Source organism: Myxococcus sp. MISCRS1, from assembly GCF_026626605.1.
In the GTDB taxonomy this organism is placed as follows: domain Bacteria; phylum Myxococcota; class Myxococcia; order Myxococcales; family Myxococcaceae; genus Myxococcus; species Myxococcus fulvus.
Genome location: NZ_JAPNKB010000001.1, coordinates 2,232,461 through 2,244,657 on the forward strand (window position 1 = coordinate 2,232,461; position 12,197 = coordinate 2,244,657).

Genomic DNA, 12,197 nt, shown 5'->3' on the forward strand with positions numbered 1-12,197 from the left:
GCCCTATCTACTCGAAGTGGGCGACTTCCAGAATGAAGCTCTTGGCCTTCATTTCTGTGAGCACGTCACGCAGATTCGGTGAGATGAGCAGCCGAGACTCGGGCCGCAGCTCGCCTCGCTTGTCGCCGAACAGTTTGTCGGTGAGACAGATGTCGCTGCCATCGTGACTGGCGCGCTCAACGTACAGCTCGGAGAGTTGGTTGAGCCCGGCGATATGACCCTTCGGGCAGCGGTGCTCGTTGTGCTGGTCGAGGTCGAATGGGTTGTTGCCTGCGACCGTCCTGCTGGTCAATTTCAGCGGCCTTGAGGTGACGACGAGCTGGGAGAGTTCGGAAGGCTGCGGCCCTTTGCGTCCTTGATGGAGGACGGGGCGAAATTCCGCTCCGCGCAGGCCATGCGCTTGGAAGGCTGCCACGAACCTCGGAGACACGACGATTTCTCCCGCGATGGTCTGGGCGATATCCATGTTCTTGGGGACGCGGCGGGTGTTGAGGATGAGTGGGGTCTTCATCGGTGCCCCGGCGCCGCAGTGCTGGCATGCGGCTGCGTCATCGTACTCGGTGCCACACATGGATCCTGGCGGCTCGAAATACGCCCGGACAACGAGGTTCAGCAACTCCGCGGACTGAAGCTCTTTCTCCGTGTAGCTGCGATGAATGCTCCACCCCAGAAAGAAAGACGTTCCCTTCTGGGCGAAGTCGCGTTCAATCCGACCAATCTCCTGGACCCGCTTGTCTGCAATCGGGAGAACCACCTTGCGCGTACTCTCATCCAGCCGAACGCCGAGCCCAGGCTCCAGGAGCCTCGCCGCATGACGCTCTGGGATTCGGAACTCGATGGTCTCACGCATGGCTACGGTTCGATGCCAATGAGCTGGGGAATCGGGTACTGAGAATAGACTTCGATCATGATGTCTTGCAGCCTCTGCGGCTCGGGCCTCCTGCCCTGGCCATATTCCCATTTCCTGCGGAACGCCTGGGTGATTGCCTTGTGGTATGCAGTGGGTAACCGATACGTCTGGCCGTTTGCCGGGCCTCCCAAATACATCGGAATCAAGTGGTGGTTTTCATACCCCAGGCTGTTGGGGTACGTCGCCTGCGCTTCCTTGAGCCGCTGCTGGTAGAGCTGCCGCGCCTGGAGAACTACCGCGAGGTTCGCGTTCCGTTGAGCCCGAGCCTGGGCCTGCGCGGGTGATGGCCTCGGGTTCAGCAGTGGAGGACGGCGCAAGGGCCCGGTACCAGCGCTCCTCCGCACCGGCCGCATGGCGACCGCACCTTCGAGCGGGCTCGCCGCCCCGGCCCAGACGAGCGACTCCCATTCCGGAGACAAGAAGGCACCGGGCAGGACCCCATCGCCGCCCCCACTGGGAGCGTCGACAAAAGTACCAACACCCTCCAGTTCCCCGGCGGGCACTGGCCGCACCGACTCGCTCCCACCAGCGCACGCGAGCAGGAGCAGCAACCCACAGCCCAGCAAGAGCCTCGGCACACGCATAGGGACAGCGCCCTCGTGGAAATGGCGTGAAGCAGCCCCGATACTCGCGTTTTGACACTCCGTGCAGAAGGTGGCCCCAGGTGCAGCACCACGAGCGTGACCAGCAACATCCAGCGCACAGGCGCCCGCGCCCCAAAACAAAACCCCGTGGCACCTTGCTGGCGCCACGGGGTTCGTTCTTCTCAGTGGAGGCGGCGGGAATCGAACCCGCGTCCGAAAGCCTTCCGCTCTTCGACCCTACGTGCGTAGTCCGCGATTTGCTACGTCCCCAAGACTCCCACGGACGGGATTCCTGGAGCCGGTCCTGGATAGGTCTCGCCACCTCGGGTCCAGGCACCCTCGGCAGCCAGCCCGCATTATGACGGTCGATCCCAACCCCACGGGCCGAGAGCTGGGGGACCGCGCACTAAGAGCTGTTTTTAGGCAGCCAGCGCGAGCTCAACGTTGTCGTTGGCTTTTGTGTCTTTGCCGGGTTGGATTTACGAGCTACCTGACAAGCTCGGCACGCGTCTCGAACTTCCTTGCCCCCGTCGAAACCAGGTCGCCCCCGGTAGTTGACTGCTTGCTCCACTGGCGGTCACCACGTCGACCGCGTCTTCTCCACATTAACCGCTGAAGCGCCCTCGTCAATCCTCCTGAGCGTCCACCAGCCCACGTTCCCGCACGCGGACGGACACTCACCCTCGAAGTCGCTTCCCCTCCCGCCGCACCCGCGTAGGGTCGCCCCCTCGCTCGGCCTGCGCCCTACCCGCGCCGCCCGAGCCCTCGAGGACACCGCATGAGACGACTCCTACCCCTCCTCCTCCTGCTCCTGGGCACCGCGCTCCCCGCGCTCGCGCAGCCCCAGGCCGCCTCCCAGGCGTTCCCCTACACCCTCAAGACGGAGAAGCTCGCCAACGGCCTCACCGTCGTGCGCGTGCCCTACCCGTCCCAGGGAATCGTCTCGTACGTCACCGTCGTCCGCGTCGGCTCGCGCAACGAGGTGGAGGCCGGCAAGACGGGCTTCGCCCACTTCTTCGAGCACATGATGTTCAAGGGGACGAAGCGTCACCCCGAAGGCGAGCGCGAGCGCATCCTCGGCACCTTCGGCTTCGACGACAACGCCTTCACCACCGACGACATCACCCTCTACTACTCGTACGGCCCCAGCGCCGGCCTGCCCTTCCTCATCGACATCGAGGCGGACCGCTTCCGAAACCTCGAGTACTCCGAGCCGTCCTTCCGCACCGAGGCCCTCGCCGTGCTCGGCGAGTACCACAAGAACGCCGCCGCCCCGTACCTCAAGATGGAGGAGGCCCTCAACGCCGCCGCCTTCACCAAGCACACGTACCGCCACACCACGCTCGGCTTCTACGACGACATCAAGGCCATGCCGGAGGCCTACCAGTACAGCCGCGACTTCTTCGAGCGCTGGTACACCCCCGACAACACGATGCTCTTCATCGTCGGTGACTTCGACGATGACCAGGTCATGAAGCTCGTGCGCGAGCACTACGGCCCGTGGGACCGCAAGACGGCCTCCATCCAGGTCCCCAAGGAGCCGCCGCAGACGCAGCCGCGCACCGCCCACGTCGACTGGCCCCAGCCCACCCAGCCGCGCCTGGTCCTCGCGTGGCACACCCCCGCGGCCTCCGCGAACACCTCCGACTCCGCGCTCCAGACCGTCCTCGTCGCCTACCTCGTCGGCCCCACCAGCCCCGCCTACAAGCAGCTCGTCCTCGACAAGCAGCTCGTCGAGGCCATCGGCAGCGATTACGTCGAGCACCGCGACCCGCACCTGTTCTCGCTCACCGCCACGCTCAAGAATGAGAAGGACTACGACCGCGTGCGCCTCGCCCTGCTCCAGGAGGTCAGCCGGCTCGCCGCAGGCAAGGTCGACGCCGCGCGCGTCAAGGCCATCCAGGACAACGCCCGCTACGGCGCGCTCATGGCCCTCCAGACGCCGCGCGACGTGGGCATCCAGCTGGGCTGGTACGCCGGCATCCTCGGCACGCCCGATGGCCTCCAGCGCCAGCTCGCCAACCTGGCCAAGGTGACGCCCGCACAGCTCTCCGAGTTCGCCAAGCGCCACCTCAAGGCCACCAACCTCACCCTGCTCAGCCTCACCCCCAAGGTCTCCGACGCCGGAGGGACGAAGTAATGAAGACTCCTCGCCTGTTGTCCCTCGTCGCCCTCGCGTCCCTCGTCGGCTGCGCCTCCACGCCCAAGCCCTCGCCCACGCCGGAGGCCCCCGCGCCCGAGGCCCCCGCGCCCGAGGCCCCCGTCCAGGCGGCGAGCACGCCTCCCACCGAGGTCCCCGCGGTTCCGCTCCAGCAGCCCAAGCCGCTGGAGCTGGTCGTCCTCGCGCGCCCGGGCACGCCCATCGTCACGTTCCGGCTCGTGTTCCACTCGGGCTCCATCGACGACCCGAAGGGCAAGGAGGGCCTCACCGCGCTCACCGCCACGCTGATGGCCGAGGGCGGCACGCAGAAGCTCACCTCCGCGCAGCTGCTCGAGACGCTCTTCCCCATGGCCGCCGAGCTGGACGTCGCCACGGACAAGGAGTTCACCACCTTCTCCGGCCGCGTCCACAAGGACTTCCTGCCGCGCTACCTGGAGCTCTTCACCGACGTGCTGCTCGCGCCGCGCTTCGACTCCGCGGAGCTCGAGCGCCTGCGCGCCAACGCCATCAGCGACGTGGAGAACGGCCTGCGCAGCGCCAATGACGAGGGGCTCGGCAAGGTCGCCCTCGACGCGCTCCTCTACGAGGGCCACCCCTACGCCCACTACACCGGCGGCACCGTCCAGGGCCTCAAGGCAATCACCCTCGACGACGTGAAGGCCCACGCCCAGCGCGTCTTCACCCAGGACCGGCTCGTCGTCGGCCTGGCCGGCGCGGTGGACGATGCGCTCAAGGACTCGCTCCTGTCGCGTCTTGGGGGCCTGCCCGCCTCGGGTGCGCCGCGCGTGACGCTGCCCACCGTGCCCTCCACCGCCGGGCGCGCGGTCATCATCCAGAAGCAGACACTCTCCACCGCGGTCAGCATGGGCTACGTCAATCCCGTGCGCCGCGGTGACGCGGACTTCTTCCCGCTCGCCTTCGCGCTGTCGCACCTGGGGGAGCACCGTCAGTCCATCGGCCTGCTCTTCACCGAGCTGCGTGAGAAGCGCGGCCTCAACTACGGCGACTACGCCTACGCCGAGCACTTCATCGAGGACCCGGGCACGACCTACAACCGCACCAACATCGCGCGCACGCAGCAGGACCTCACCGTGTGGCTGCGCCCGGTGGAGCCCGCCAACGGCATGTTCGCCACGCGCGGCGCCGTCTATTACCTGGAGCAGCTGGTCAACGAGCCCATTCCCCAGGAGCGCTTCGACCTGATGCGCGGCTTCCTCCAGGGCTACTCGCGCCTGTGGGAGCAGACGGACCCGCGCAGGCTCGGCTACGCCATCGACTCGCTCTTCTACGGGACGCCGAACTACCTGGAGCAGTACCGACAGGCCCTCACGAAGATGACGCCCCAGTCCGTGCAGGAGGTGCTGCGCCGCAGGCTTCACCCCAGCGCGCTGTCCTTCGCGTTCGTCACCCAGGACGCGAAGGGGCTCGCCAACGCGCTGCGCGCAAGCCCGCCGTCCCCCATCACCTACGCGTCCGACAAGTCGCCCGAGCTTCTGGAAGTGGACAAGTCCATCGTCCCCTTCAAGCTCCCCGTCCGAGCGGACGCCGTCACCATCATTCCCGCGCAGTCATTCATGGAGAAGTAGCGCGAGGCTGTATTTCGGCCCGAGGGGTGGGTCATTTGTTTCCGCCCCTCGGGAGCCGATGGTATGAGCTGCCATCATGCGAGGCACCAGCTCCGGCCCTTTCTCCTGGTGGCGGCCCCTGCGCAGCTCCGTCGCCCGACTCGCCCTGCTCGGCCTCGTTCTGGCCTCGGTAGCGGCCCACGCTCAAACAAACCCCTTCACGCGCGGCTTCGACGCCGTGCCCAACAAGCCGACCACCGCACAGAACAGCGGCATCGCGCTCGAGGGCACCTACGGCGGTGAGCCCGTGGGCAGCTTCCGCGGCGCGCTGCTGTTCGATTTCAACTGGCGAATCCTCGCCCTGAAGCTCGGCGACGAGAAGCTCGGCGACCTGCTGCCGTACCGGCTCGACGCGCACCTGCTGTTCGCCTATCAGCTCCACGAGCGGCTGGAGATTGGCGTCGACCTGCCCGTCACCCTCCTGCAGGGCGACAACTTCCAGCTGCTGCGGGACGCGCTCGACGCGCCGAACTTCCCGGGCGCGGCGGGCGTCAGTCGCACCACGCTCGGGGACATCCGCGTGGTGCCTCGCGTGCACCTGTTGGACCGCGAGAAGTTCCCGGTGGGCCTGTCGCTCATCGCGGAGGTTCGCGCGCCCACGGGCTCCGCGGACAGCTTCACGGGTGAGCGGGGCTTCCTCTTCGCGCCGCGACTGGCGGTGGAGCAGCGCTTCGAGGTGCTGCCCATCCCCATCCGCGTCGTCGGCAACGCGGGCGTGCGGATTCGCAAGGAGGCCCAGTACCTGAACCTGCTCGTGGATGACGAGCTGACGCTCGGCGGTGGTGTCATCGCGGAGCTGCCGAACATGGGCCGCTTCACGGACGTGCAGGCCACGGCCGAGATGCACATCGCCACGCCGCTGGTGCGCCCGTTCAACTTCGACCAGTCCGACACGCTCAAGACGCCGTGGGAGGTGCTCGTGGGCGCCCGCACGAAGGTCTGGGGCAACTGGGGGCTGGAGCTGAACGTGGGGCGCGGCATCAACCTCACCACGGGCTACGGGCGCGAGGCGCTGCGCGTGATGTTCGGGCTGCGCTACGACCAGAGCTTCGTGGACTCGGATGGAGACAACGTGCCCGACAACCGGGACCGCTGCCCCAACGAGCCCGAGGACAAGGACGGGTTCATGGACAGCGATGGCTGCCCGGACCCGGACAACGACGACGACGGCATCGTGGACGGCGAGGACAGCTGCCCCAACGTGAAGGGGACGAAGGAGCTCAAGGGCTGCCCCGAGGTGGACACCGACGGCGACGGAATCACCGACCAGTTCGACAAGTGTCCGGACAAGCCCGGCCCGAAGGACTACGACGGCTGCCCGGACACGGACGGCGACGAGGTGCCCGACAACGAGGACGACTGCCCCGACATGTTCGGCCCGCCGGAGAACAACGGCTGCCCGTTCGACTCGCCGCCGTACGTGTTCGTCGAGTCGGACCGCATCCGCATCAAGGGCAACGTGCTGTTCGAGACGGGCTCGGCCGTCATCCAGAAGCGCTCGTATCCGCTGCTGGACGAGGTGGCCACGGTGCTGCGGAAGAATCCCACGCTCGGACCGGTGCTCATCGAAGGGCACACGGACAACCGCGGCTCGCGGCAGCTCAACATGGGCTTGTCGGACAAGCGGGCTCGCTCGGTGCTCGAGTACCTGGTGGGCAAGGGCATCGACCGCAAGCGCTTGAGCTCGGAGGGCTTCGGCTTCGACCGGCCCATCTCGACGAACGACACCGCGCTGGGTCGCGCGAAGAACCGCCGCGTCGACTTCCGCCTCATCCGCTCCGAGGTGGAGACCGAGGGTCGGGAGACCGTCGTCCCCGCGGGACAGCAGCCTCCGGCGGGCAAGGAGGCTCCGGCGACGAAGCCTCCCGAGGGTGGCGCGAAGAGCGCGCCCGCGACTCCGCCGGCGACGAAGACTCCTGACAGTGCGGCGAAGAGTGCGCCTGCTCCGGCGACGAAGCCTCCTGAGAGTTCTTCGAAGCCTGCGCCCGCGACGGCTCCTGCGGCGAAGACAGCGCCGGCTGCGGCTCCGCCTGCGACGAAGCCCCCCGAGGATGCTTCGAAGACGGCTCCGGCGACCAAGGCACCGGAGAGCACCCCGAAGCCGGCGACTCCAGGGAAGTAACCCGCCTCACTCGCGGCGCCGCGAGACCTCAGCGTCTCGCGGTGCGCCGCGTGTTCAGGGGCGTTGCTCGATGCATCCGAGCCGGCGCATTCATCTCGTGCGCCGCAGCGCAGTCCTGCCTGCGCGTCCGCTCGCTGCTTCCGCGTGGGCGCGTTCGTCCCGAGCGCAGCAATCTTGCTTGCGCATCCGCTCGTTGCACCCACGTGGGCTCGTCATCCCGAGCGCAGCAATCTTGCTTGCGCATCCGCTCGCTGCTTCCGCGTGGGCGCGTTCGTCCCGAGCGCAGCAATCTTGCTTGCGCATCCGCTCGTTGCACCCACGTGGGCTCGTCGTCCCGAGCGCCGCAGTCCTGCCTACACATCCGCTCGTGGCCCCCTCATCGGCGCGTTCGTCCCGAGCATTGCGGTCCTGCTCGCGCATCCGCGTGTTGCGCGCGTGAGGCATCACGCTGAGCGCCGCGCCCCAGCCAGCGCCCGTCGAGGCATCCACGAGGGACGCCAGGCCCTCCCCCGCTACTGCTGCTTGAGCGCCCGCTCGATGCGCCGGCGCAGGGCGTCCTCGGACAGGGCGCCGCGCTGCGCGTCGGTCACCTTGCCCTCACGGTCCAGGAAGTAGAGCGTCGGCAGCGCGTTCACCTCGAACGCCCGCGCCATGTCGTCGTCCGCGTAGACGACGTAGGGCTTCAGGTCCGGCAGGTGACGGCGGATGAAGTTGTCCACCAGCTTCGGCGCCATGTCGCCGTCGTCACGACTCGCCGCCAGGAAGACCAGCCCCTGCGACTCGTACTCCTTCGCCAGCTTCACCAACGCCGGCATCTCCTCGCGACACGGCGGACACCACGTCGCCCAGAAGTCCAGCATCACCACCTGGCCCCGCAGCTCCTCCAGCTTCAACACGCCGCCCTCGTGGCGCTTCATCTCGAACGAGGGCGCCGCCGCGCCATCCGGCACGAGCTGCGAGCGACGCGCCTCCAGCACGCCCAGGTACACCACCCCCGCCAGCCCCAGTCCGGCGAGCAGGGCCATGAACACCTTCGTCCCCACGCCCGTCGGCTTCATGGGCGGCGGCGCGCCGATTCCTTGCTGCGTCACGAAAATCCACTCCTGGTCAGGCGGTCATGCACCTGCCTCAACATCCAGCGCACTCCGCTCCGCGCCACCGGCCTGCGTGACACCCACCGCGCCACGTCCGGGCCGAAGCGATAGTAGCCACGGATGAACCCGCGCCCGAGCACACTCTTCCGGAGCACGTCGTCCCGGTACGCCCGGAACGCCACCAGCTCCGGCGCCCCCTCACCGAACGCCACCGTCGCCACGAAACACGAGGACGCCGGACTCACCCACATGAGCCGCTGGTTGGTGAGGTTCACCACCACCTTCAGCTCCCGCGCCTCCGTGTACAAGAAGCCGAGCAAATCCCTGCGCGCCGCGGGGAACTCCTGTCCGCTCGCCTCCTCGAACTCGATGCGCGACGAGTTGGTGGAGCCCACCTCGTCCACCGTGAAGAAGTAGCGCTTCGAGCTGCGCCGGACCTCCACCTCCAACCCGCGCAGCTCCCCGAAGTACGCGAGGAACGGCGTGCCACACACCGGGCACACGAAGCGGTTGTACGCGTGGTTCGTCAGGAAGGCGTAGTCCCCCACCCGCTTGCACCCCGTGTTGGGGCACACCAGCTTCACGCTCGCCTGCGGCGCGGGCCGGGGGTCGTACCGCGAGCCTCCCGACGTCTTGTCGAACACCGGCGGAGGCCGTGGCGGTGACGTCACCAGGTGCCGCGTCGGATGCGCGGCGCGCTCCAGCTCCTGCGCGCGTCGCCACGCGGTCTCCGCCGCCTCCAGCCGCCCGCCCGCCGTGTGACACAGGGCCTCGCCGTGCGCGAGCAGCGCCGCCACCAGCTTCTCCAGCGCGGGCGCCATCGAGGGCTCACGCCCCGCGGCGAGCGCCTCCGCCAACACCTTCTCCATCTCCGGCAACAACGCCTGGGCGGCCTTGCGCGAAGGGTCCTCGGCCCGCCGGTACACGGGGGGCTCGGGGATGCGGGTGAACAACGCCGACGCGGACGCCCGGATACGCTCCACCACCGCGTCTCCACGTCCCACGTCCATCTGCGCCGCCCGCGTCCGGGCGGCCTGGAAGAGTTCTTCGGGCTGCAAGCCCGCGGACATTAAGTGCCGTCCGCCCCCCTGTCAGCGCGGATGACACACCCCCGGTCGGAAACTGGCCACGCACCGCCGCCTCATGTAAGACGACGTGGGAGGCTGTGAGCATGGGAGCTTTGAAGTTCATCGTCTGGACGGCTTGCGCGGTGGGGCTCGGCATCTTCCTGTCCTCGGGGCAGGTGGACGGCAGGACGCCGCTGCAGCACATGGAGCGGACCTGGAAGCGCGCCGTGAAGCCCGACACCGTTGATCGGATGAAGGAGGGGCTGGAGGACGCGTACGAGGACGCCAAGGGCGCTGTCTCGCGGTCGACGGATGCGGCCCCGCGCGAGCGGATCACCGCGGAGGACCGCGCGGCGGTCAACCGAATCATCGCCCAGAAGAAGTAGCCTGGCGGACAGGCCCGCTTCCGCGACACGACTCCCCTCCCTAGGTTGCACCCGGTGGATGGGCGGCGTCGGGGCGGAGGTGGGGCATGAACGGGGCTCCTTTCAACAGATTCGTCATTCTTGGCGCGCTCGTGTGCGCGCTGGCCACACCGGCGGAGGCCGCCGGTCGCGGCCGGCTGTGGCTCGAGGCGCAGAATCGTTCGCTGAACAACCAGCGAGCCACCCTGAGCGAGGTGGCCCGACGGGCCATGCCCTCGGTGGTCTCCATCACCACGCGGCAGCTCAGTGACGAGACGCCCGCGGGCGAGGAGCCCCAGAAGGGCATCGGCTCGGGCTTCATCATCCACGCGGACGGCTACATCCTCACCAGCGCGCACGTGGTGGAGGGCGCCTCCGAGGTCATGGTCTCCGTCATGCACCCGCGCGGCTACGCGGAGGAGTACCTGGCCCGGGTGGTGGGCGAGGACAACCGCACCGACTGCGCGCTGTTGAAGATCGAGGCGCCGCGCCGGCTGCCGGTGCTCAAGCTCGCCTCCGCGTCGCACGTGCGCTCGGCGGACTGGATTGTCGTCATCGGCAATCCGTTCGGCCTGTCCCACTCGGTGACGGTGGGCGTGGTCAGCTACATGGGCCGCACGGACGTGACGCCCAACGGGCGCGACGGCGACTTCGACTACATGCAGATGGACGCCTCCATCAACCCGGGCAACTCGGGTGGCCCCGTGCTGGACCTGCACGGCGACGTGGTGGCGGTGGCCAACGCGGTGAACGTCGCGGGCCAGGGCATCGGCTTCGCCATCCCCATCGACATCGCGAAGACGGTGATTCCGCAGCTCAAGGCCCACGGGCGCGTGCGCCGGGGCTGGCTGGGCATCAGCGTGCAGGACTTCTCGCCGGAGGTGGCCGAGGAGTTCAACCTCCGCCAGGGCCCGGGCGTGGTGGTGACGGAGGTGGTGGAGGGCGGCCCGGGCGAGCGCGCCGGCCTGCACAGCGGGGATGTCATCGTCGGGCTCGACACCCGGCGCGTGAAGCGCGCGCACACGCTGCGCTGGCAGGTGGCGGCCCGGGGCGTGGGCCATGACGTGCGGCTGCGCGTCAACCGGCTGGGCAAGCCCCTGTACCTCAAGGTGAAGCTGGAGGAGATGCCGACCGAGCAGCCCGCCACCGCGCTGGCCGCCCACCGTCAGGGACGCCGGCCCGCCGGGGCCCAGTCCGTGCTGGACGACCTGCTGTCGCCCGTTCCCCGGAAGAAGGTGCAGCCGCCAGCGGCGCCGGAAGTCGAGCCGGACGACTGGGGTTCCGAAGACGGCGCTCCGGCGCCCTGAGGCCGCCCCGAGCCCACACGGGTCTTCCCGCGTGTCCTTGCGTTCGGGTGGCATGGGCGCTAGACAGTGCGCCTTTTTCGTACCCGGCGGCGGGTCCACCCCGTGTGGCGCCGCGGTTCTCGCATCGTTTCGCAGGAGAGTTCCACAATGGCCGAGGCCACCCCGACGACCCAGAAGAAGCTCACCCACTGGCCGCGCACCGCGAAGGGCGGCGGCAAGAAGGCGTGCACCATCGAGGGCTGCAAGCGCCCCTACCGCGCCAAGAACTACTGCTTCTTCCACTTCAAGCAGTGGCGCCAGGGCGAGCTGCCCCACTCGCGCTACCGCACCTGCTCCAAGCCGGAGTGCCGCATCAAGACGTTCAAGGCCGGCCTGTGCGAGAAGCACCACGGCGAGGCGTTCAAGAAGGACGCGGCGTAAGTCGTCCGCATCCGGCGCCGGGGGCGCGTGTCTCCCTCTCATGCAGGGAGCAGTCCCCCGCGCCACCGCGGCCTCGTCGTGCTGGAAGGACGTGAGCTCCGCTCCGCCTCGCACCGGGCTCGCCGCACCGAATCCCACACAGCATCCCGAAGAGGCTTCCGCCGGACACCTCGGACCTCAGGGCTCGCGTCCGCGCGCGCCGAAAGCCCGGTGTCGTGAGGTCCACGTGCGCCGCGTCACCGGGGTGCGCCCGGTGGTGTCCGTCCTCGTACACCCGCCTCTCTAGGTGCGCGCAGCGACGACGCCTGACGACGGGCGTCGAGCGCCCACATCGCGTCATGGCGAACGGTGGAGTGGCTCCGCGGTGCGGGCGGGGCGGTAGTGACCCGTCCTCGGGAAACGAGGCGGGAAGATTCCCTGGCGGGCACGTTGGGAGCACGACACCGGAGAGATGCTCCCTTGGACGCATGCCGCCGAGTTTCGCTGGTTGATCCTGAAGCAGA

General features: G+C 68.5%; 10 protein-coding genes and 1 other RNA gene. 6 read left to right on the plus strand and 5 right to left on the minus strand.

Annotated features, from left to right (window positions below):
* Positions 1-7: 7 nt before the first annotated feature.
* From OWM54_RS08375 to ssrA, 3 genes are all read right to left on the minus strand, one after another.
* Complete coding sequence (locus OWM54_RS08375; RefSeq protein ID WP_267697156.1) at positions 8-850, minus strand: hypothetical protein; 843 nt, start codon at positions 848-850, stop codon at positions 8-10.
* Between the two features lie 2 nt (positions 851-852).
* Complete coding sequence (locus tag OWM54_RS08380) at positions 853-1,422, minus strand: hypothetical protein (protein WP_267697157.1); 570 nt, start codon at positions 1,420-1,422, stop codon at positions 853-855.
* Positions 1,423-1,677: 255 nt separating this feature from the next.
* Positions 1,678-2,043, minus strand: a transfer-messenger RNA (tmRNA) gene (ssrA, locus tag OWM54_RS08385).
* Positions 2,044-2,272: 229 nt separating this feature from the next.
* On the opposite strand from ssrA, the gene OWM54_RS08390 reads away from it, so the two are divergent.
* From OWM54_RS08390 to OWM54_RS08400, 3 genes are all read left to right on the plus strand, one after another.
* The gene (locus OWM54_RS08390; RefSeq protein ID WP_223748807.1) at positions 2,273-3,634 is read left to right on the plus strand and encodes a M16 family metallopeptidase; all 1,362 of its coding nucleotides are present in this window, start codon (positions 2,273-2,275) and stop codon (positions 3,632-3,634) included.
* Positions 3,634-5,241, plus strand: coding sequence for a M16 family metallopeptidase (locus OWM54_RS08395; RefSeq protein ID WP_267697158.1), 1,608 nt, complete (start codon positions 3,634-3,636; stop codon positions 5,239-5,241). The genes OWM54_RS08390 and OWM54_RS08395 overlap by 1 nt, the downstream gene beginning before the upstream one ends.
* A 76-nt stretch (positions 5,242-5,317) precedes the next feature.
* On the plus strand, positions 5,318-7,402 hold the full coding sequence (locus OWM54_RS08400) for an OmpA family protein (RefSeq protein ID WP_267697159.1): 2,085 nt from the start codon (positions 5,318-5,320) through the stop codon (positions 7,400-7,402).
* Positions 7,403-7,914: 512 nt separating this feature from the next.
* Here the strand turns inward: OWM54_RS08400 and OWM54_RS08405 are convergent.
* Together OWM54_RS08405 and OWM54_RS08410 are read right to left on the minus strand one after the other, a co-directional pair.
* Positions 7,915-8,460, minus strand: a complete 546-nt coding sequence (locus tag OWM54_RS08405; protein ID WP_223748975.1) for a TlpA family protein disulfide reductase — start codon at positions 8,458-8,460, stop codon at positions 7,915-7,917.
* Between the two features lie 29 nt (positions 8,461-8,489).
* Positions 8,490-9,566, minus strand: a complete 1,077-nt coding sequence (locus OWM54_RS08410) for a BRcat domain-containing protein (RefSeq protein WP_141332872.1) — start codon at positions 9,564-9,566, stop codon at positions 8,490-8,492.
* Between the two features lie 101 nt (positions 9,567-9,667).
* Here OWM54_RS08410 and OWM54_RS08415 point away from each other — a divergent pair, with 101 nt between their 5' ends.
* From OWM54_RS08415 to OWM54_RS08425, 3 genes are all read left to right on the plus strand, one after another.
* Positions 9,668-9,949: a hypothetical protein gene (locus OWM54_RS08415; RefSeq protein ID WP_046712255.1), complete on the plus strand. Its 282-nt coding sequence runs from the start codon at positions 9,668-9,670 to the stop codon at positions 9,947-9,949.
* An 86-nt stretch (positions 9,950-10,035) separates the two neighbouring features.
* A complete protein-coding gene (locus OWM54_RS08420) occupies positions 10,036-11,274 on the plus strand; it encodes a S1C family serine protease (protein ID WP_267697160.1) in 1,239 nt (412 codons plus the stop codon).
* A 147-nt stretch (positions 11,275-11,421) separates the two neighbouring features.
* A complete protein-coding gene (locus OWM54_RS08425; protein ID WP_248544933.1) occupies positions 11,422-11,694 on the plus strand; it encodes a vegetative protein in 273 nt (90 codons plus the stop codon).
* The last annotated feature ends 503 nt before the right edge of the window (positions 11,695-12,197 follow it).